This is a genomic window from Bradyrhizobium huanghuaihaiense, assembly GCF_007830635.1.
In the GTDB taxonomy this organism is placed as follows: domain Bacteria; phylum Pseudomonadota; class Alphaproteobacteria; order Rhizobiales; family Xanthobacteraceae; genus Bradyrhizobium; species Bradyrhizobium huanghuaihaiense.
Genome location: NZ_VLLA01000006.1, coordinates 1 through 20,368, shown reverse-complemented (window position 1 = coordinate 20,368; position 20,368 = coordinate 1). Strand labels below are relative to the sequence as shown.

General features: G+C 64.4%; 20 protein-coding genes and 1 other RNA gene. 14 read left to right on the top strand and 7 right to left on the bottom strand.

Annotation, left to right across the window (positions count from 1 at the left end; all coding sequences use genetic code 11):
- Position 1 precedes the first annotated feature (1 nt).
- The 3 genes from IQ16_RS14610 (at position 2) to IQ16_RS14600 (ending at position 1,691) form a co-directional block, all read left to right on the top strand.
- Positions 2-514 carry a DUF4411 family protein gene (locus IQ16_RS14610; RefSeq protein WP_347340201.1) on the top strand — a complete coding sequence of 171 codons (513 nt, stop codon included), beginning with the start codon at positions 2-4 and terminating at the stop codon, positions 512-514.
- Between the two features lie 80 nt (positions 515-594).
- The gene (locus IQ16_RS14605; RefSeq protein ID WP_145831545.1) at positions 595-1,257 is read left to right on the top strand and encodes a hypothetical protein; all 663 of its coding nucleotides are present in this window, start codon (positions 595-597) and stop codon (positions 1,255-1,257) included.
- Between the two features lie 101 nt (positions 1,258-1,358).
- Positions 1,359-1,691, top strand: coding sequence for a hypothetical protein (locus IQ16_RS14600; RefSeq protein WP_145831544.1), 333 nt, complete (start codon positions 1,359-1,361; stop codon positions 1,689-1,691).
- A 139-nt stretch (positions 1,692-1,830) separates the two neighbouring features.
- On the opposite strand, the gene IQ16_RS14595 is transcribed toward IQ16_RS14600, so the two are convergent.
- Both IQ16_RS14595 and IQ16_RS14590 read right to left on the bottom strand, forming a co-directional pair.
- On the bottom strand, positions 1,831-3,222 hold the full coding sequence (locus IQ16_RS14595; RefSeq protein WP_018640965.1) for a FecR domain-containing protein: 1,392 nt from the start codon (positions 3,220-3,222) through the stop codon (positions 1,831-1,833).
- A gap of 279 nt (positions 3,223-3,501) precedes the next feature.
- Positions 3,502-4,284, bottom strand: coding sequence for a DUF2147 domain-containing protein (locus tag IQ16_RS14590; RefSeq protein ID WP_018640964.1), 783 nt, complete (start codon positions 4,282-4,284; stop codon positions 3,502-3,504).
- 630 nt (positions 4,285-4,914) lie between these two features.
- On the opposite strand from IQ16_RS14590, the gene IQ16_RS46550 reads away from it, so the two are divergent.
- Positions 4,915-5,316 (top strand): DUF2147 domain-containing protein, encoded by a 402-nt coding sequence (locus tag IQ16_RS46550; protein ID WP_244635699.1) that lies wholly within the window; start codon positions 4,915-4,917, stop codon positions 5,314-5,316.
- 356 nt (positions 5,317-5,672) lie between these two features.
- On the top strand, positions 5,673-6,881 hold the full coding sequence (locus IQ16_RS14580; RefSeq protein WP_018640961.1) for an extensin-like domain-containing protein: 1,209 nt from the start codon (positions 5,673-5,675) through the stop codon (positions 6,879-6,881).
- A gap of 91 nt (positions 6,882-6,972) precedes the next feature.
- Here IQ16_RS14580 and IQ16_RS14575 read toward each other — a convergent pair whose 3' ends face one another.
- Positions 6,973-7,314, bottom strand: a complete 342-nt coding sequence (locus IQ16_RS14575; protein WP_018640960.1) for a DUF6665 family protein — start codon at positions 7,312-7,314, stop codon at positions 6,973-6,975.
- A 54-nt stretch (positions 7,315-7,368) separates the two neighbouring features.
- On the bottom strand, positions 7,369-8,004 hold the full coding sequence (locus tag IQ16_RS14570) for a TetR/AcrR family transcriptional regulator (RefSeq protein WP_018640959.1): 636 nt from the start codon (positions 8,002-8,004) through the stop codon (positions 7,369-7,371).
- Positions 8,005-8,203: 199 nt separating this feature from the next.
- On the opposite strand from IQ16_RS14570, the gene IQ16_RS14565 reads away from it, so the two are divergent.
- The 4 genes from IQ16_RS14565 (at position 8,204) to IQ16_RS14550 (ending at position 14,876) form a co-directional block, all read left to right on the top strand.
- Positions 8,204-9,514 (top strand): HlyD family secretion protein, encoded by a 1,311-nt coding sequence (locus IQ16_RS14565; protein ID WP_018640958.1) that lies wholly within the window; start codon positions 8,204-8,206, stop codon positions 9,512-9,514.
- A gap of 28 nt (positions 9,515-9,542) precedes the next feature.
- Positions 9,543-11,126, top strand: a complete 1,584-nt coding sequence (locus tag IQ16_RS14560; protein ID WP_018640957.1) for a DHA2 family efflux MFS transporter permease subunit — start codon at positions 9,543-9,545, stop codon at positions 11,124-11,126.
- Between the two features lie 476 nt (positions 11,127-11,602).
- Positions 11,603-13,402, top strand: a complete 1,800-nt coding sequence (locus IQ16_RS14555; RefSeq protein WP_018640956.1) for an ABC transporter ATP-binding protein — start codon at positions 11,603-11,605, stop codon at positions 13,400-13,402.
- 67 nt (positions 13,403-13,469) lie between these two features.
- Entirely contained in the window at positions 13,470-14,876 is a 1,407-nt protein-coding gene (locus IQ16_RS14550; protein ID WP_018640955.1) for an MATE family efflux transporter, read from the top strand.
- Between the two features lie 30 nt (positions 14,877-14,906).
- Here IQ16_RS14550 and IQ16_RS14545 read toward each other — a convergent pair whose 3' ends face one another.
- Positions 14,907-15,650, bottom strand: a complete 744-nt coding sequence (locus IQ16_RS14545) for a sulfite exporter TauE/SafE family protein (RefSeq protein ID WP_026311699.1) — start codon at positions 15,648-15,650, stop codon at positions 14,907-14,909.
- A gap of 243 nt (positions 15,651-15,893) precedes the next feature.
- Between IQ16_RS14545 and IQ16_RS14540 the strand changes: the two genes are divergently transcribed.
- Positions 15,894-16,154, top strand: a complete 261-nt coding sequence (locus tag IQ16_RS14540; protein ID WP_026311698.1) for a hypothetical protein — start codon at positions 15,894-15,896, stop codon at positions 16,152-16,154.
- Positions 16,155-16,161: 7 nt separating this feature from the next.
- Here IQ16_RS14540 and IQ16_RS14535 read toward each other — a convergent pair whose 3' ends face one another.
- Positions 16,162-17,532 (bottom strand): aminotransferase-like domain-containing protein, encoded by a 1,371-nt coding sequence (locus IQ16_RS14535; protein WP_026311697.1) that lies wholly within the window; start codon positions 17,530-17,532, stop codon positions 16,162-16,164.
- A gap of 49 nt (positions 17,533-17,581) precedes the next feature.
- Here IQ16_RS14535 and IQ16_RS14530 point away from each other — a divergent pair, with 49 nt between their 5' ends.
- The 3 genes from IQ16_RS14530 (at position 17,582) to IQ16_RS14520 (ending at position 19,351) form a co-directional block, all read left to right on the top strand.
- Entirely contained in the window at positions 17,582-18,040 is a 459-nt protein-coding gene (locus IQ16_RS14530) for a DUF983 domain-containing protein (protein WP_080648014.1), read from the top strand.
- Positions 18,041-18,113: 73 nt separating this feature from the next.
- Positions 18,114-18,824, top strand: a complete 711-nt coding sequence (locus IQ16_RS46310; protein WP_026311695.1) for an alpha/beta fold hydrolase — start codon at positions 18,114-18,116, stop codon at positions 18,822-18,824.
- Positions 18,821-19,351 (top strand): GNAT family N-acetyltransferase, encoded by a 531-nt coding sequence (locus tag IQ16_RS14520; protein ID WP_051122940.1) that lies wholly within the window; start codon positions 18,821-18,823, stop codon positions 19,349-19,351. The genes IQ16_RS46310 and IQ16_RS14520 overlap by 4 nt, the downstream gene beginning before the upstream one ends.
- A gap of 117 nt (positions 19,352-19,468) precedes the next feature.
- Here the strand turns inward: IQ16_RS14520 and rnpB are convergent.
- Positions 19,469-19,947, bottom strand: an RNA gene (rnpB, locus tag IQ16_RS14515) — RNase P RNA component class A.
- A 244-nt stretch (positions 19,948-20,191) separates the two neighbouring features.
- Here rnpB and IQ16_RS14510 point away from each other — a divergent pair.
- Positions 20,192-20,368: transposase (locus tag IQ16_RS14510; protein WP_488226069.1), on the top strand; the 177-nt coding region annotated here is incomplete at its 3' end.

Below are 20,368 nucleotides of genomic sequence, written 5' to 3'. Positions count from 1 at the left end.
CATGCTGTACCTGCTTGACGCAAACGTACTCATTACTGCTCATACCCTTTACTACCCAGTCGATAGCGTGCCCGAGTTCTGGAGTTGGCTGGCCCATCAGGGCGCTGCCGGTGTTCTAAAAATCCCCATCGAGAATTTCGAAGAGGTGAAAGATGGGGGCACCGATGACGAGAAAGACCTGCTGTTTGGCTGGATTTCGGACAAGGGCATTCGAGACGCCATTGTGTTAGACGCTCAAAGTGACCCGGCACTCGTTTCAGACGTAATCAATCGCGGATATGCGCCCGATTTAACAGAAGACGAGATTCTTACCGTCGGCCGCGATCCATTTCTCATTTCGCACGCCCTAGCGTCTCCCAAAGACCGATGCGTTGTTACCACTGAGGTGTCTAAGCCAACACGACAGCGACAGAACCGGCATATTCCAGATGTCTGCAATTCCCTCGGCGTTCTCTGCTGCGATACTTTTAAGATGACCAAGGCGCTCGGGTTCAAAACTGGATGGAAGCCATAGTCGGCAGACCATCTGTCTCCGTTCTGTCAATACCGAGCGGCCTTCGATGGAAAATGCCACTAGGGTAAATGGAGCGTCCGATGGACGAAGAAGAACAAGCGCGCAAAGACCTCGAAGAGTTCAAGGTGGTCATTGGCCGAACGGCGACGAAAATGACCGACAGAATGCATCACGCCGTCGGGAGGTCGATTACCGAATGGTCCCGGATGGAGGGTTTCATTGTTCATATCGCCAGCATGCTTCTAGATTCAAGGGCAAACAAAGTCGGTCTCGTCTTTTACTCGATCAACAACGTCCACACGTGGCTGTCGATAATCGACGAGCTATTCGAGATGGACACTAACTTCAGCCCGCTGAGATCAGATTGGAATAAGATCGCAGCGCGGTTGAGGAAGCTCAATGACGTGAGGGTTCGGCTGGCGCATCACGCACTCGAACCGGGAAACGCTCTTGAAATTCTCGAGACCATTACGGTCGAAAACGTCAATCTCGAAACATTCGAAGCTGACTTCGACGCGGAGCAGGTGTTTCCAAGCCTTAAACCGCATGCGAACGACACACGGATGAAGTGGAAGAAGAAGACGATCAGCTTGGACGAGATCGTGACATTCCTAGAGCAACTTCATGAGGTGCTTGAAGCACTGACCGCATTGTTGATTCGAATGAAACCGATTTACTTGGGACCGAAACAGCGACTAGTGGCGAAGATCAGGGAGCTGCAGCAGAAGGTCGCTCAGCACTAGCAGGCCCCCCAAGCTCGCGGCGCTGGCGAAAGCTGAGATGGACAAGCTGAATTTCGAGTGATCATCGTTGGCAACGTCGCAACGGAGCGAGAGGCGACATCATGTGCGAGAAAAAACAGGGTTGGGCAACTGACAACAGGATTGCTCACTTCCAACCCGGCGATGTGGTCGCGGACTACGACAAAGAACCTGACCCCAATACCAATCAAGGAAAGGTGGAGAAGGTCGTGGACGAGCAACTCGTGCGGGTGCTCTGGAAGGATGGGACGACGAGTGATCGACCCGCCAGCAAACTAGCTAAGATCACAACTACGAGCGGCTACACGCCGGACCCAGCAAAGCGCAAAGCACTTTGGGACAAAATTCTGCAGATGAGCGACGAAGAGATGGACGCAGAATTAGAGCGGCTTGAGCGGCAGTTGAAGTTGAATTGATGCGAGTATAACAGCCACATCTCCCCGGAGTGTCAGCAAATTCTCTGTTTTTAACACCCGCTAGACACCGCGTGGCTTGTGCATTGAAAACCTTGTGCTTTTTTGGCCATTGACTTTCCCACAAGGGGAGAAGGAAGAGTCACTGCCGCTCCTTCTCCTTCGGAGCGGGCGCCGGCTTGCGCGGCGCTGCGGGGCGTTGTGCGGCGGGGACGCGCTGCTGGAAGCCGCCCTGGCGCTGGATGCTGCCTGGCTGTTGAGCCGCGGGCGGTTGCCCGGGCCGCATGCCGGTGCGCGGTGGCTGCGTTTGCGGCGTGCTGTTGGGCGGCGTGCCTTCTCCGGCGCGCGGTGCACCTGGACGCCCTGCGCCTTGTTGCTGGCCACGTTGCTGCTGACCCTGACCCGCGCGCTGGCCACCCGGCTGCACCGCGCCGCCTTGTTGTCCCTGGCCCTGCCGCTGCGGCGGCTGGGCGCCTTGCTGTGTTCCTTGCCGGCCCGGCGTGCCCGGCTGCTGCTGGCCCGGACGGTTGTTCTGGCCGGGCTGGCCGTTCGGCCGCTGTTGGCCCGGCGCCGTCGTCGGCCGCAATTGCTGCTGCTGCGGCGGCTGCGCCGGCCGCAATTGCTGCTGCTGCGGCGGCTGCGCCGGCCGCGGAATGCGACTGATCGCGGCCGGATTGGCGCGGCGGAAGTCGCGCTGCTCGGTCACGATCTGCCGGCCCGTGGTCTGCGCCAGATGCACCTGGCTGACGAAGCCGCGGTCGCGGGCGATCTGCTGCGCGGGAATCGCGATCGGCACGGCGGCAAAACGCATACCGCCGGCCGCGCCTGGCCGAATGGCAAAGCCGCTCGCGGCTTGCGTCAGCGCGCCGAGCCGCGCGCCGCTGCTGCGGTCGTTGACCTCGATGTGGCCGACCCGGCCGTCGGCGTCGGGATAAAGCTTGATGTTGACATTATTCGCAGTGCTCGCGGTCGCGTTTTCGGGCACGTCGACGACGCCCGTGGTGCCGCGGATGCCGAGCGTCGCGGTCGGCGTCGCGATCTTCATGTCGCCGGTCTTCGCCACCGCAGCCGCAACGAAGGCCACGGTGCCCTTGCCGATGTCGAAGATCGCCGAATTCTGCTTGCCGCCGTCCTCATAGACGTAATTGTCGATGGTGATCTTGGCGCTGGCGGAGAGGTTGAACGTGGTCGCGTCGTTGAAGGTGATGCCGAGCGTGGAGTTCGACGAGGTCTGCACGACGTCGTTGAGATAGATGTCGTCGCGGACGCGCAGCGGATAGGAATTCTTGTCGCGGATCACGGTCGCGATCCCTGTCACCGTCGCGACGTTGCCGATCGGCTCGACGGTGGCGGATTGCGCTTCTGCCGCCGGTGTCGGTGAAGCTGATGGCGTCGGTGACGGAGTGGGCGTCGGTTGTGCCTGTGGCTGAGCTTGCGCAAGCTCGATTGCATCGGATGCGAAAGCCACGCTGCTGTCGGCGGCCGGCAAGGCCAGCAGCACGAGCGCGAACACGGAGCGGCGCCAAGCCACCATTGAAGTCACGAGGATGTCCCGGTGAGAACGCGAGGCGAGATCGACCGATATCAGCCGTCTGAGGCTGAATGGCGGATGAACGTCGCATGGGGGGAAATGCTCAAGAGCCACGTCCTGCGAGGGACGTGGCGCCCCGTTGCTCGTCATTCCGGGGCGCGCGATAGCGCGAACCCGGAATCTCGAAATTGTAGTGCGAGCTTGCTGCGAGAGATCCCGGGTTCGATGCTTTGCATCGCCCCCATTGCGCAATTGCGCAATAGGGATGACGCGCTCCGCGCGTCAGCTCACGCGCTTCCAGGTCTGGCCGCCGCAGAACATGCCGCCGAAGGCGCAGCCCTGCACGCGCAGTGCGTTCGGGCCCTTCATCGCGATCGTGGAGTCGTAGTTGCGGCCGGAGTCGGGATCGTGGATGCGGCCGCTCCACTTCGCACCATCGGGCTTCATGTTGATCAGGATGCGCTCGTTGGTCTTCTGGGCATAGCCGCAGAGATTGGCGCCGCACTGCTCGACGCGGACATTGCCCTTGTTCTCCTCGGTCGCCCACACGCCGATCGGTGAGTTCGGGGCGGCCACGGGCGCGGCGGCAACGGGAGCCGGTGCGGGAGCGACTGCGACCGGCGCAGCCGCAGCGGGAGCCGCGACAGGCGCGGGCTGGGCCGCGTTGTCGTAGGTGGCGGCCGGAGCGGCGGCAACGGTCGGCGCGGGCCCGGCGGGAGCAACAACGGGAGCGGCCGGTGCGGTCGCCTGAACCGGCGCCTGCTGCACGGGCTGCTGCTGCACCGGAGCCGGCGCGGGCTGGGTGGCCGTGGCCGGAGCCGGCGTGGTGTCGACGTCATCGTCCTTGGGGCCGCCGAGGCCCTTCAGGTTGATGTTGTTCAGCTTGATCGGCTTGTCCGACAGGCCCGGCGCAACGATGGTGACGCAATCGAGCGAGGCGCAGTTGCGCGGCGTCTCGATGCGGATGTGCTGGCCCTCGATCTGGAACGAGATCGAATTGCCGGCATGCGCGGCGGCGGTCGAAGCGAGGAAGAGCGCGGTGGCGGCGATGGTGAGCTTGTTCATGACAACCTCCGAAAGGGCGCGGTCCCGAGATGGACTGAAGTCGCTGGTGGATGAAGCGTGGTTCGACCCTATGCCGGGCCGGTCCCGCCTTCCGTGACGGACGTCACAACGGCTCGCGCGCGTCTGGGTGAGGCAGCGCACATTCAGCCCCGGCTCGTCCTGCGTAACCTCGTCGCGACACGACTGGAGGCGCCGATGCAGCGGCTTGCGACTTCGCTTGGCCTATCGATCGTACTGACAGCGATGGCGCCCGCGGCCCAGGCCGGTTCCTACGCCTTCTCGATCGGCGGTCACCGGTTCCATATCGAGGCGCCCAGGAATTGCCGATCCGCCGCCTGTGTTTCGGTGTCCAGCCGCAGTCTTCGGTTGAGGGAAGACGTCAACACGAGACCGGTCGCGCCGCCCGCACCGATTGTCCAGGTGCCGCCGCCGGCCAGTCCGGCCGCTTCGGTCCGGCCGCCGCAGCCGTCTGGGGTCGCCCCGCCACCGGCACCATCGGCCCCCGTCCTTGCCGCCACGACGTCACAGCCTGTCGTGCCGCCGCCGGCGCAGAAACTCGAGGCAGCAAGAGTTGAGGCGCCGAGTCCCAATCCGCCACGGGTTGACCTGCAGAGGGTCGATCCGCCGCGCGTGGAGAGCAGCCAAGGCACAACGGTCGCACAGCGCCGAGACGACGAGGCGACCTATTTGCCGCTGGGGGAGTGGGAGAGCGACGGTGCCAAGGGCACGGTTCGCATCGAGCGCTGCGGCCCTGCGCTGTGCGGCTATGCGCTCACCGAGACGTCGAGCCGGGGCGAGAGCGTGCTCGTCAACATGAAGCCGAAATCGCACGACGTCTGGACCGGCAGCATCTACAGCCGCTCCAGCGGGAGCACCTATTACGGGAAGATCACGCTGAAGAGCTCCGGCACGCTTCATGTCGAGGCCTGCGCGATTGGCCGCTTCTGGTGCTCGGGCAACGACTGGACGCGCGTTGAAGAGCAGCAGGAGAAGATGGTCACGACGTCGCGGCAGTGGGACGTGCGGTCGTAGCTATTGTCGACGTGCGCACGCGGCCTCTTCCCTGACGAAGGGAAGAGGGCAAGGCAGCCTGTGGTGTGGTCGGACTGATGCGCTAGATCATGCCGAGCACGATGGCGCCGACGAAGGCCATGGCGAGGTACGCGGTGACTACGCTCAGTCTCCCGGCGAACGTCATGAGGTCGTCCCTCCATGCGCGCTGCCTGGCGCGCAGTCCTTATGGTTAACAGAAAGTCTCTTTTCGAAAAAGTCAGCCTCGCTGTCGCTCGTCATCGTCAGCAGTCCGCACTGCCGCGCCCGCTATGGTTAAAGAACACTGAAATCAACGTGTTGAAGAGTCTTTAAGTAAATTCACCGAACGTGCGTCCATGACGCGCGGAGTTCGTTTGTATCTCGTCGGCTCCATCGTCCTTGTTTCGCTAGCGGGTTGCGGACGCGGCTTCTTCCAGGCCGAACGTGAACCATGGCGGGCCGAGGCGGAAGCCGCATGCCTGAAATCCGGCGCGGTCAAGGAGAGTGCGGACATCGTCCGCATCGACCCGATCTCGGGGCCCGGCATGTGCGGCGCGGAGTATCCGCTGAAAGTCGCCGCCATTGGCGAAGCCTCCAGCAGCTACGGCTTTGCCGACGAGACGTTGCGCCCGCCCGGCAGCATCGGCAACCAGCCGCGCTGGCCGGTGCAGCCGCAGTCGAATTACCCGCAGAGCCAGAATTATCCGGCATCGTCCTATCCGCAGCGGTCGAACTATCCCGACAGCGCAGTGCGCCAGCCCTCGGGCTACGGTGCGCCGTCCGGACCGATGTCGCTGAACGCGCCCGGCGTCGCACCGCAGGAAGACGAGATCGATCTGCCGCCCGAGGGCACCGATGCCGCGGGCGCAGCGCGCTACATGAATGCGCCGAGCTATCCGGCGCGGAAGCCCGGTCCCGCGCCTTATTCACAAGCGCCGGCACAGCAGCCACTGCCGCGCCTTGGTCCGGCGCAGGGCAATCCCGTCACCGCCGTCGGCCCCGTCGCGATCAAGCCGACCGCGACGCTCGCCTGTCCGATCGTGTCGGAACTCGACCGCTGGCTCGCCGACACCGTGCAGCCCTCGGCGATGCGCTGGTTCGGCGTCCGCGTCGCCGAGATCAAGCAGATCTCCGCCTATTCCTGCCGAGGCATGAACGGCAATTCGCATGCCCACATCTCCGAGCACGCCTTCGGCAACGCGCTCGACATCTCCGCCTTCGTGCTCGCCGACGGCCGCCGCGTCACCGTGAAGGACGGCTGGCGCGGCATGCCGGAAGAGCAGGGCTTTCTGCGCGACGTGCAGTCGGGCGCGTGCGCGCATTTCACCACGGTGCTGGCGCCGGGGTCGAACGTCTATCACTACGATCACATCCACGTCGATCTGATGCGCCGCGCCAGCCGCCGCCTGATCTGCCAGCCCGCCGCGGTCTCAGGCGAAGAGGTCGCGGGCCGCGCCCAGCAGCGCAATCCCTACGCGGGCAGGCGCGATCCCTATGTCACCGGCTCGCTCGGTACGCGCAAGAGCACGCGGAAGCAGGAAGAGGACGAGTACGCGGACGATTAACGGTCGCGTAGCCCGGATGAGCGAAGCGATCCGGGCACGGTGTTCCCGCATGTCGCTTCGCTCATGCGGGCTACGGGCGGACGCGGCAAAATCATTTCGATCCCTGCTTCGACGGTGCAGGGGCCAGCCCCATGCAGCGCTGCACCTCGGCCGGGACGTTGTAGGTGCGCATAATGTGGCGGCTGTCGCGCAGGCCGGTCGCCTCACGCTGCACCACGAACATCCAGAGCGCCTGGCCGGCTTCCAACACCAGCTCGCGCCTCGCCGGCTGCGTCGAGGCCGCAGTCGGCGTGGCGGCGTGGGCGGCGTCGAACTCGCGCAAACGCGCCAGCGCCTGTTCTAGCGTGCGGCCCATCCGTCCAAGCGCGGAAGCTTGTTCCTGGACGATCTCGTAATGAAGGATATCGACCGGAGGGCGAAGATCACGGGACATGGCTCAAATATAGTGCCGTGAGACGGGCCCGCGCAACGCGCGGCCCGCTTGCCGCTACTTCGCCCGGTACGCCGCCAGGAACATCCGCGTCGCGCTGTCGACCACTTCGGTCATGCGCTCTTCCGACGGTGCGGGCGCGGCCTGGAACACGAAGGGCAGGAACAGCGAGGCCTTGCACAGCTCCATGAACTGCGACGCTGCGAGGTCGCAATCGTCGATCCTGAGATCGCCGGAGGCGACATGGATCTTGAGATAGTCGGAGAGGCGGTTGATGGTCTTGTCCAGCACCCGCGCATAGTAGCGGCGGCCGACATCGGGCATGCGCTCGGCGATCGCCATCACGGTGCGGATCGCTGATCCGCCGCCGGGGCGGCACAGCAGGTGGATGTAGGCCCGGCCGAACTCCTTCAGCGTGGTCTCGGCATCGCGCACCGGATCGAAATTGAACACGACCTGGCCGTGCTGGAGCGCTTCCTGCTCGAGGATGGCTTCGAACAGCGCGCATTTGTCGGCGAAGTAGACGTAGAGCGTGCCCTTGGAGACCTGCGCGGCGCGCGCGATCTCGCCCATGCTGGCGCCGTCGAAACCGAGATCCATGAACACCTTGCGGGCGCCGTCGAGGATCTGGCGGCGCTTGGAGCTGTCCTCCTCCTGGATGACGTGCAGATGTTCGCCGGCAGCTACAACCATTGGTTCAGGGTCTCGGAAGGTTTCTGGGCGAGGTGCCGACCTATGAAACGCAAATAAAGGATTCGGGCCAGTAGGGTCCCGGCCCGGTAATATTATCTATATTGACCGAACGGTTCGGTCAATGATATTTGGAAATGAGCGAGAGGGAACAGGCCGCGAGGCGGCGGTCCCTGGTCGCGCTTTTTTTGGGGAGGCCTTTATGGCCGTATCGAGAGACCAGGCTGCGCGGGTCATTCGCCAGGAAACGGTGGAGACGATGTCGGCGAACGATGCGGCTGCGGCCGAGACGCCCGCGGCCCTTGCCGAGCAGTTGCGCTCCCATGTGGCCGAGGAAACCAAGCGCCGCAGCGAGGCGCCCGAGACCCCCGTAACGGACAAACCGGCCCCTGCGCCGGACGCGCCCGCTGCCGGCGCGCCGAAACCCGGCAAGCGCAAATTCGTGCTGATGGGTGTCGGTCTCGTGCTGGCGCTCGCGGCCGCGAGCTATGCCGGCTATTACACGCTGGTCGGCCGCTTCTACATCTCGACCGACGACGCCTATGTGCGCGCCAACAACACCATGCTGGGCGCGCGCGTTGCCGGCCACATCTCCTCGATCCTTGCCGGCGACAACACGACGGTGCGCGCCGGCGACATCATCCTCCGCATCGACGACGGCGACTACAAGATCGCGGTCGATGCCGCAGCGACCAAGATCGCGACCCAGCAGGCGACGATCGATCGCATCGGCCGCCAGGTCGCAGCCCTCGACAGCCAGGTCGCCCAGGCCAAGGCGCAGCTCGTCTCGGCCGAAGCGGGCCTCAAGCGCGCCGACCTCGATTATGAGCGCCAGCAGGCGCTGAGCAGCAAGGGCTTTGCCTCGCGCGCCACCTTCGAGAGCTCGGAAGCCGGACGCGACCAGGGCGCCGCCGCGGTCAAGGCCGCGCAGGCCGCCTATGACGTCGCGGTCAGTAATGTGGATGTCGCCAAGGCGCAGCAGGCCGAAGCGCAGGCGCAGCTCGCCGAGCTCAAGACCTCGCTCGCCAAGGCCGAGCGCGACCTCGCCTTCACCGCGGTGCGCGCGCCGGTGAGCGGCACGTTCTCCAACCGCCTGGTCAATGCCGGCGACTTCGTCGCGGTCGGCCAGCGGCTCGGCAACGTCGTCCCGCTCGACGAGGTCTATATCGACGCCAACTTCAAGGAGACGCAGCTCAAGCGCATCCGTCCCGGCCAGCCGGTGACGATCAAGGTCGATGCCTATGGCATGCGCAAGTTCTCCGGCGTCGTCGACAGCATCGCGGCGGGCGCAGGCTCGGTGTTCACGCTGCTGCCGCCCGACAACGCCACCGGCAATTTCACCAAGATCGTGCAGCGCGTGCCGGTCCGCATTCGCGTGCCGAAGTCGGTGGCCAAGCAGAACCTGCTCCGCGCCGGCATGTCGGTCTACGCCACTGTCGACACCAACAAGGGCGCGGCCGACGCCGACAGCGAGGTCGATCTCGACGATCCCACCATGATCCATCCGCAGTAGCATAACCCGAGCGCTGCGAGGTCAGACCATGGCCAACGCCACGACCGCTTCACCCGCCATGATGGCGAACCCCGCTTCGGAGCGCATCGCGCCGAAGCGGCTGTTCGCGTTCATCATCATGGTGTTCGGGATGTTCATGTCGATCCTGGACATCCAGATCGTCTCGGCGTCTCTCAGCGAAATCCAGGCAGGTCTTTCTGCAAGCTCGAGCGAAGTCGCCTGGGTCCAGACCGCCTATCTGATCGCCGAGGTGATCGCGATTCCGCTATCGGGCTTTCTGTCGCGCGCCTTCGGCACGCGGCTGCTGTTCGCGATCTCGGCGGCCGGCTTCACGGTCTCGAGCCTGCTCTGCGGCTTCGCCACCACGATCGAGGAGATGATCCTCTGGCGCGCGCTGCAGGGTTTCCTCGGCGCCGGCATGATCCCGACCGTATTCGCCTCGGCCTACACGGTGTTCCCGCGCACGAAATTCCATATCGTCGGTCCCATCATCGGGCTGGTCGCGACCTTGGCTCCGACGATCGGGCCGACGGTCGGCGGCTACATCACCGACGCGATGTCGTGGAACTGGCTGTTCTTCATCAACGTCGTGCCCGGCATCGGCATCTCGCTCGGCGTGCTGGCGCTGGTCGATTTCGACGAGCCGCATTTCGAGCTGCTCGACCGCTTCGACTGGTGGGGCCTCTTGTTCATGGCCGGCTTCCTCGGCACGCTGGAATATGTGCTGGAAGAAGGTCCGCAACACGAATGGATGCAGGACACGTCGGTGGCGATCTGCGCCTGGATCTGCGCCATCTCGGCGATCGCCTTCTTCTGGCGCGTGTTCACGGCGGCCGAGCCGATCGTCAATTTGCGCACCTTCTCCAACCGCAATTTCGCGGTCGGCTGCGTCTTGCAGTTCTGCATCGGCATCGGCCTCTACGGCCTGACCTACATCTATCCGCGCTATCTCGCCGAGGTGCGCGGCTACAGCGCGCTGATGATCGGCGAGACCATGTTCGTCTCGGGCATCACCATGTTCCTGGTCGCCCCGCTGGTCGGCCGGCTCATGGTCAAGATCGACATGCGCTACATGATCGCGTTCGGCCTCGTCGTGTTCGCGATCGGCTCCTACCAGATGACCTGGATCACGCGCGACTACGATTTCTTCGAGTTGCTGGTGCCGCAGATCCTGCGCGGCATCGGCATGATGTTCGCGATGGTGCCGACCAACAACATCGCGCTCGGCACGCTGGCGCCAGACCGGGTGAAGAACGCGAGCGGCCTGTTCAACCTGATGCGCAACCTCGGCGGCGCGGTCGGGCTCGCCGTCATCAACACCGTGCTGAACGACCGCACCGATTTGCACATCACGCGCCTGCAGGAGCGCGTGACCTGGGGCAACGCGACCGCGACCGAAACCCTGACCATGCTCCAGCAGAAATTCCAGGGGCTTGGCGATTCCACGCTGATGGCGATGAAGCAGCTCAGCCAGATCGTGCACCGCCAGGCCGTGGTGATGAGCTTTGGCGATGCCTTCTTCGTGCTGACGGTGTTCTATCTCGGCCTCAGCCTGCTGGTCACGCTGCTGAACAAGCCGGCCTCGCTCGCCGGCGGTGGCGACGCGCATTAATCGGGACACACAATCGGTGTCATCGCCCGGCCTCGACCGGGCGATCCAGTACGCCGAGACAGTTGTGATTGAGCCGGCTGGCCGCGGCGTACTGGATTCCCCGCCTTCGCGGGGAATGACGGTGGAGTGTGAAGCGGCGCCCCGGACCAAATTGCAACACTCATCCGTGATCTCGCGTGGGCCCCGTTGCAAATCTCCCACGGCACATCTATAAAGCGCACCTCATTCATTCGAACCGGGGAGATTTGCATGATTTCGTCGCACTCGCAGATCGTACGCCCGCGCTCGATGATCTCCTGGTTCGGTATGTACGCGGCCTGTTAGAGGCCTCCTCCGCCAGATTCGATTGGGCGCTTCGTCCCGATCGCTCCTCTTCCCAAGTCAAAATCAGTCTTACGTGACGCCGTCCCGGCCCTTGCGGCCGACTTGCGTCCATCGATGGAGCCGGCCCGCGCCAAGAGCGGCCGGATGATGTCATGACCGTTCTTTCACAGAAGCCCGCGGCGATACGCGTGGTGCTGCCCTTCGTATTCAAGCACTGGCTGAAGCAGCCGGGGCGTACGCTGGTCGTCGCCGGCGGCCTGTTGGGCGCGACCGTCGCCGACCTGTTCATGCCGGTCTTCTCCGGACAATTGGTTGACGCGTTGACGCGCGGCTCGTCCGACCCCGATGCGCGCCATGCAGCGCTGGTCGCATTCGGCGCCATCGTGGCGCTCGGTGCAGCCTCCGTGGTGCTCAGGCTGATCGGTCTCCAGGCGATCGTGCCGTTCACGCTGAAGACCATGACGGAGGTGGCGCAGGACGCGTTCATGCGCGTGCAGCGTTTCTCGACCGACTGGCACGCCAACGCCTTCGCCGGCTCCACCGTGCGCAAGGTCACGCGCGGCATGTGGGCGCTCGACCTGCTCAACGACACCATCCTGATGGCGTTGGCGCCGTCCTTGCTGGTGCTGATGGGCTCCGTGGTCCTCATCGGCCTGCACTGGGCGTCGCTCGGCGCGGTGATCGCGGTGGGAGCGCTGTTCTACGTCGCCATCACCGTGCTGTTCTCGACCCGGTACATCGCGCCGGCCGCGCGCGTCTCCAATGCCTGGGACACCAAGGTCGGCGGCACGCTGGCGGACGCGCTGACCTGCAACGCGGTGGTGAAATCCTTCGGCGCGGAGGCGCGCGAGGACGCGCGGCTCGCCCGCGTCGTCAACCGCTGGCGCGTGCGGGTGCGGCGGACCTGGTTCCGCTACAATTACACGGCCATGGCGCAGCTCGCGCTGCTGCTGGCCTTGCGCGCCTCGGTGATCGGCGGCTCGGTGCTGCTGTGGATCTCGGGGCATGCCTCGCCCGGCGATGTCACCTATGTGCTGACGAGTTACTACGTCATCCACGCCTATTTGCGCGACGTGGGTATGCACATCAACAACCTGCAGCGCGCGGTGAACGACATGGACGAGCTGGTGGCGATCCATGACGAGCCGATCGGGATTGTCGATGCCGCGGGCGCCCGGCCGATCGCGATCGAGGGCGGCGAGATCGTGTTCGACGACGTCACGTTCCATTATGGCGGCCATCGCGCGCCGCTGTATGACGGCTTGTCGCTCACGATCCGTGCCGGTGAACGCGTCGGTCTCGTCGGCCGCTCCGGCTCCGGCAAGACCACCTTCGTCAAGCTGGTGCAGCGGCTCTACGACGTCACCGATGGTCGCGTGCTGATCGACGGGCAGGACATCGCGCTGGCGACGCAGCAATCGCTGCGCAGCCAGATCGCGATCGTGCAGCAGGAGCCGATCCTGTTTCACCGCTCGCTCGCCGAGAACATCGCCTATGGCCGGCCCGGCGCCAGCATCGAGGCGATCGAGCAGGCGGCGCGGCTCGCCAATGCGCACGACTTCATCCTGCGCCTGCCTAAGGGCTACGGCACGCTCGTCGGCGAGCGCGGCGTAAAGCTGTCGGGCGGCGAGCGGCAGCGCGTGGCGCTGGCGCGCGCATTCCTGGCGGATGCGCCGGTGCTGATCCTGGACGAGGCGACGTCGAGCCTCGATTCGGAATCGGAGGCGCTGATCCAGCAGGCGATGGAGCGGCTGATGAAAGGCCGCACCTCGATCGTGATCGCGCACCGGCTGTCGACGGTGCGGAGCCTCGATCGGATCCTGGTGTTCGACCGCGGCGAGATCGTCGAGCAGGGCACGCATGCCCTGCTCGCGGGCAAGCCGGGAGGCATCTATCGCGGCCTGTTCGAGCGCCAGGTGGTGGAGCTCGGACAGATCGCGGCGGCGGAGTGAGGCGCGGCCTGCGGACGAAGGAGAGCGTCCGCAGGCGGCGAAGGATTTAGGGCAGGGATGGACTGACATGAAAGACCTGACGCGCGGCTCCATCGTGGGCCACATCCTGAGCATGGCGCCGCCGATCGTAGTCGGCATGATCACGATCATGATCTGCCAGCTCGTCGACCTCTACTTCGTCTCGAGTCTGGGCGAGGCTGCGATCGCGGGCGTCGCCGCGGCCGGCAACGCCGGCTTTCTCGTCAATGCCCTGATGCAGGTGCTCGGCGTCGGTACAGTTGCGTTGATAGCGCATGCCGTGGGCCGCAAGGACCGTGGCGATGCCAATCTGGTGTTCAACCAGTCGGTCGTCCTGTCGGTTCTGTTCGGGCTGCTGACACTGGTTGCGGGTTTCGTGCTGTCGCGTCCCTATATGCGCGCGGTCGCGGCCGACGAGGCAACGGTCGAAGCCGGCACCGTCTATCTGCTTTGGTTCACGCCGGCACTGGCGCTGCAATTCGCGACGCAAGTGATGGCGTCCGCGTTGCGGGCGACCGGCATCGTGCGGCCGAGCATGCTGGTGCAGGCGCTCGCCGTGGGCATCAACATTGCGCTGGCGCCGATCCTGATCTCGGGTTGGGGCACCGGGCATCCGCTCGGCGTCGCCGGGGCCGGCCTCGCAAGCTCGATTGCGGTGTTCATCGGCGTGCTGATGCTGCTCGCGTATTTCCTGAAGCTGGAGCGTTACGTCGCCTTTCATCCCGCGCAATGGCGGCCTCAGCTTCGGCAGTGGAAGAGAATCCTCAATGTCGGCTTGCCCGCCGGCGGCGAGTTCGTGATGGTCTTCATCATCATGGCCGTTGGCTATTATGTGCTGAGCGTTTTCGGCCCGGCGGCGCAGGCCGGATTTGGTATCGGCACGCGTCTCCTCGGCCTGATCCAGATGCCGGCGCTCGCCGTCGCGCTGGCTGCGGGGCCCATCGCCGGCCAGAATTTCGGCGCCGGCAATGGCGCGCGCGTGCGGGAGACCTTTGTCAAGGCGGCGCTTGTCGCGACCGCCGTGATGACTCTCTTCCTGATCCTCGCGCAGCTCGCGCCAGGTCTGTTGCTGGCCGGCTTCTCGAATGATCGGGAGACGATGGCAGTTGCGTCGCTCTTCCTGCGCGTTGTCTCGTTCAACATGGTGGCGCAGGGGCTGATTTTCACCACCTCCAGCATGTTCCAGGGGCTCGGCAACACCAAGCCCGTGCTGGTGACCTCGGCAATGCGGGTCCTCACCTATTCCCTGCCGTCGATCTGGCTCTCGACGTGGCCGGGGTTTCGGATGGAGCATGTCTGGTATCTGTCGATCGCGACAACGACGCTTCAGGCCGCGCTGAGCGTGTGGTTGCTATACCGCGAGTTCGGCAAGCGCCTGGCGCCATTGCGGCCTCCCGAGGTTCCGGCGCAGATGGAGGCTGAGCCTGAAGCGCCTCCCGCGCGTGCACCGGCGTAGCGACGGCTGATTGTTGTGTTGGCGTGCGCGTCAGTGCGCGCCAACGCTGTTCCAGACGAGTGTGAGGCCCGACAGAAACAGGAGGCCGAGCACGACATCGCCAAAATGCTTGTCGTTCAGCGCGTGGTAGACGCGCGCGCCGGCCCAGGCTCCGATCAGCGTGCCCGGAAAGGCGACAGCAGCGAGCCAGACCACCTTGAGGGCGACGAGGCCGGACGCGGTCTGCAACACCAGCGCGGTCGCGAGCACCGTGAAATTGAAGAGCTGGAAGATGCCGCGCCGCTCGTGCTTGTTCCAGCCGCGGATGTTCGCCCACAGGATCGGCAGCGGCCCGGACAGTCCGGCAAGCCCGCCCAGAATGCCGCCGGCAAAACCGATCGCGCCGTCCGCGATCCGGCCGCCGAACTTGAAGGCGAGCGGTCTTTTGTTCAGGTAGAGCGCGCTCGAAAAGATCAGGATCAGCACGCCGACGCTCAGCTTGAAGACTTTCGGATCCGCGGAGGCGACCATCATGATCCCAAGCGGTACGCCCATCAGTCCTCCGATCAGGAACGGCCACACCAGCGAAAGATCAAAACTCTTCCACATCGACGGCAGCGTCGAGGTCTGTGCGATCACCGAGCAGATCAGCACCAGCGGCACCGCGAGCGAGGGCGGCAGGACGTAGAGCCAGATCCCGAGCGCCATCAGCGCCGTGCCGAATCCGGCAAGGCCCGAGACGAAGCCGCCGGCCAGCGCGCCGAACAGCAGCAGCGCGTAAGTGGACGTTTCCACCAATCATTTCCTGTTGTCAGCGGCGATGCCGAGCTTCGATCGCCGCTTTTGATCGTCATCTGGCGCATAGCACAGATGCGGCCGGGAAGGTCAATTTCATAACCGCACGCAAGCGTGATCCCCAAGGGCGGATCAAGGGCGAGCGTTCGCCGAAGCGGCTCCTACATGACGCCTGTACTTTAATCCTGGGGGCCTGCCGGGCGTCATGCCGCACCGTCCCTGACGAGATGATGGAGCATGATCATGACCCGCGTGAGCATTGCCGTTGCGGCCGCATTGTTGTCGGCCGCCGCCTTGACGCCGACATTGGCGCAGGCGCAGTTATCAGAGCCTGCCGCCTATCAGGCCGCGCATCCCGACCGCGATGTGCTCAATGGCGGCCAGCTCACGCCCGCGGGACGCGCGGCACGTGGCGAGACGGTGGTCCCGGGCGAGGCCTACGCGGCTTATCCCGCAGCCGTTGCGCCTGTCGTTCGTCCACGCCACCGTCGTCACCATCAATAAGAAGAGTCTAGACGATCTGCCTGGTATCGGCGGGCTTGTGTAGCGCGCCGACCAGGATACGCAGCGCTTCTGTCAATTCCGCCCTGTTACGCGCAGCGCCCAGCGAGACGCGCGCCGCATGCGGCGGTGTTCCGTCCACGGTGAAGGCATCGCCGGCGACGATCGCGAGGCCATTGCGCAGCAGATAGGCCGCGACATCGGGCCGGCTCTCCGGCAATCGTAGCCACAAATGATGGGCGGCGGGTTTGGCCAGGAACTCGAATCCCTTCAGTGCCCGCTGCGCGAGTTGCTGGCGGCCGACCGCCTCGTTGCGAATGGCGGTGATGATGCGATCGGCAATGCCGCTCTCGATCCAGTGCGTCACCAGAGCGACCATCAGCGGTGCTGGCATCTGCACCGTCGCTTGCAAGGAGGCGCGCATCTCTTGCTGCGCAGCGTTGTCGGGCGTCATCAGATAAGCGACGCGAAGCGCCGGCGCGATGCATTTTGACAGCGTGGTTGCAAGATACGTCCGCTCCGGGATGAGGTTCGCGATCGGCGAAGCCGCGCGATCGAGCAGCCCGTAGGCGTCATCCTCGATCAGAATCGTATCGGCATCGCGGATGATCCTGGCGATGGCGCTGCGGCGCTCGGGGAGTAGCGTCGCGGTGGTCGGATTATGCAGCGTCGGAATGAGGTAGACGGCCTTCGGCCTGTGCGTGCGGCAGGCCTTTGCCAGCGCATCAGGCAGGATGCCGCCGTCATCCATGGCGACGCCGACGAGCCTGACGCCGAGCCGCGCGGCGGCGGCCTTGATGCCGGGGAAGGTGAGCGCTTCGGTCAACACGATGTCGCCGGGCCGCGTGAGATGGGCGAGCAGGTTGAACAGGATCGTCTGCGCGCCGGGAAAGATCACGAGCCTGTCGGCGTGCGCGTGCGGGACGCGTGTACGCATCCAGCGCGCCGCGACCTCGCGCTCATGCGCGCTGCCGCCGGGCGGCTGGTAGTTCAGGAACGCGGTCAGGCCCGATTGGGCGCGGAGGGCTTCCATCCCGGCGATGATGCGCTCGTCGAGCTGCGCTTCGAGCGGATGCGGCGGCACGTTCATCGAGAGGTCGATCGCGACCGGATGCGGCAGGTCGACCGCGCGTCGCGCGCTGGTCTCCGACACGAACGATCCCTGTCCGACCCGGGCCTCCATGATGCCGCGGCGCCGGGCCTCGGTATAGGCGCGCGTTACGGTGGTGAGGTCGATGCCGAGCGCCTTTGCCAGCGCGCGCTGTGTCGGCAGCTGCTGGCCGCGCACCAGGCGGCCGGCGGCGATATCGGCCTCCATGGCATCGACGATGCGCTGGTAGCGCGGCCCGCTCAGCTCCGCGATTGTAGGGGTCCAGTCCATGCAATTCAGGCCCATATTCTTTGAATGTATGGATACAAGAGATTATTGTATGGACCATCAAAAAGGAAGAGGTGTGGTCATGGCGACCGGTTCAATCTCTCTGGCGAAGGCGATGTGGCGCGGCTTCTTGGGCAGGTGCCCGAATTGCGGCGAAGGACATATGTTCGGCCGCTTCCTGAAAGTCGCCGAGGCTTGCGATCATTGCGGCGAAGAACTGTTCCATCAGCGCGCGGATGATTTTCCCGCCTATCTGGTGATGGTCGTGGTCGGCCACCTCGTCGTGCCTGCGATCCTCGCAATCGAGACCGCCTACGCGCCGCCGATCTGGCTGCAATTGGCGGTGTGGCTGCCGGTGACGCTGTTCGCCTCGCTCGCGCTGCTGCAGCCGACCAAGGGCGCCATCGTCGGCCTGCAATGGCAGCTCGGCATGCATGGCTTCGAGGCGAGCAAGCTGCGGCGGGAAGCCGGTGCGCTCGTCCTCGCAAAAGTGAATACGCGCGCGGCCTAACGCGGCGGCGTCGTTTACATCGCGCGCGCGGCCGTTACACTCGATCGTACAAACAAGAACGATGGAAACGCCGATGGCCGCACGCGCGAAAACTTTCCTGCTCTGTCATGGCGCGTGGTCGGGCGGATGGGCCTGGAAGAAGATGCACCCGCTGATGGCGCAGGCGGGCCACCGCCTGGTTGCGCCGACCTACACCGGTCTCGGTGAGCGCGCGCATCTGGCCAATCCCGCGATCGACCTCGAGACGCATATCCAGGACATCCTCAACGTCATCGCCTTCGAGGACCTCAACGACATCGTGCTGCTCGGCCACAGCTATGGCGGCATGGTCGCAACCGGCGTCGCCGACCGCGCGCGCGAGCGCGTGACGCAGCTGATCTATCTCGATGCCTTCGTGCCGCGTCACGGCCAGTCGCTGTTCGACCTCAACGAGGCCGGGCGCGAGCCGATGCGCAAGGCAGCAAGCTCCGGCGACGGCTACCGTATTCCGCCGAACCCGCCGCCGCCGGATACGCCGCAGGCCGATCTCGATTGGCTCAACGCGCGCCGTGTGGCGATGCCGGTCAAATGCTTCGAGACCAGCTTGAGGCTCGAACATGGCGAGCCGGCGATGCCGCGCAGCTACATCTATTGCACGCGCATTCCGCCGGGCGACGTGTTCGGTCAGTTTGCGCAGCGGGCGAAGAACGAGGATGGCTGGCGCTATTTCGAGCTCGATGCGAGCCACGCGCCGAACGTCACGGCGCCGGAGGCGCTGATGGCGGTGCTGGACGGTGCAATGTGATCAGGAAAGCTGAAGAGCGGGACGCCTCCAGTCTGGCAGCGGTGAGCATTGAAGTCTGGTTGAGCACGTATCTTCGGGAAGGAGTGAGCTCATTTTTCGCGGACTACGTTCTTGCAGAGTTCACGGCGCAAAGACTTCGAAACTCTCTTAGCGATCCAAACCTGTCGATCTGGGTATCGGAAAACCGGATAGGAATTGATGGTTTCGTGACGGTTTGCTCGATGGCTGCGCCGCCGCTGCCCAATTGCTCACCGCTGGAAATCATGACCCTGTATGTTCAACCAAGGCACCAGTCGGGCGGAAGAGGCATCGCTCTTTTGCAGCGTGCCATGGATCATTGCAGGAGCATCGGTGGCGAACGCGTCTGGCTGAAGGTCAACGCGGAAAATCATCGGGCCATCGACTTCTATCTGCGGCATGGCTTCAAGAAGGTTGGCTCTACGCATTTCAAGATCGCCGATAGCGCTTACGAAAACTTCGTTATGGAAGCAGATATCCGGCGTCTCGGGGGACTGAGCCCGGAATGACATCGGCAAAAATGGTGAGGGGGCCGATGCGCTGGCATCGAACCCCTCGTTGCTTCCTAGTTAAGACGCGCATTCTTGACGCGAACCGGAACTCCACTTCGCTCGAAAGCGCTTTAGAATATCAGCCGGCCTGTAAGCCGGGTTCTGTAGGGCACCGCCCGCCTGCGCGAACGATACGTGACGGCCATTCCTCTGGGACCATGTTTGCACATGGCCTCGAGCAACCTACCCGGACGGCGGGCCTGACATCGCCCCGCGGCGTTATCGCTTGCGCGAACAGCCCGCTACGCCGTCCCTATTCGGTTTTGCTCCCGGTGGGGTTTACCATGCCGGCCCCGTTGCCGGCGCCGCGGTGCGCTCTTACCGCACCTTTTCACCCTTACCCGTCTACGCAGCTTGCGCTGCTACGACGTGGCAAGCCCGGCGGGCCTGCCTCGCCGAAGCCCGAAGGGCGAAGGCGGGCGGTTCGTTCTCTGTGGCACTTTCCCTGGGGTTGCCCCCGCCGGATGTTATCCGGCACCGCATGTCAAGGGAGCCCGGACTTTCCTCCCCGGCGGCCTTTCGGCACCTGCCGGAGCGGCCGTCCGGCCGACTGACGGGTTACGCATGGCGCATTTGTGACGGTTCCGTCAAGCCGAGATCGCCGCGCACGCGTTCTCGAAAATAATTTAGTCGTCCGTGAAGAAGGACTAAGCCACTGATCGGGAATCTCGATTTGGGCTAAGGGGCATTTCCAGATTGCAAGGTTTTGATGCTTTGGGCGTCAGAACCTTGCGATTTGGTTTTCGTGGATTCCCTCGAAGCGGGAAGCATGATTCCTTGTCTGCATCGGAGGGAACGATGCGGCCGAAGAAGCACAAGACGACGGGATCGAACGATCTGTTCCGGGCTCGGCTCGACCAGATCATCAATATGAAGCACGAGCTGGTTCTGCTCGCCGGCAAGGTCGATTGGGACTGGATCGACGGCGAGATCGCGCCGCTCTACAGCGAGAACGGCAGGCCCGGGATCGAGACG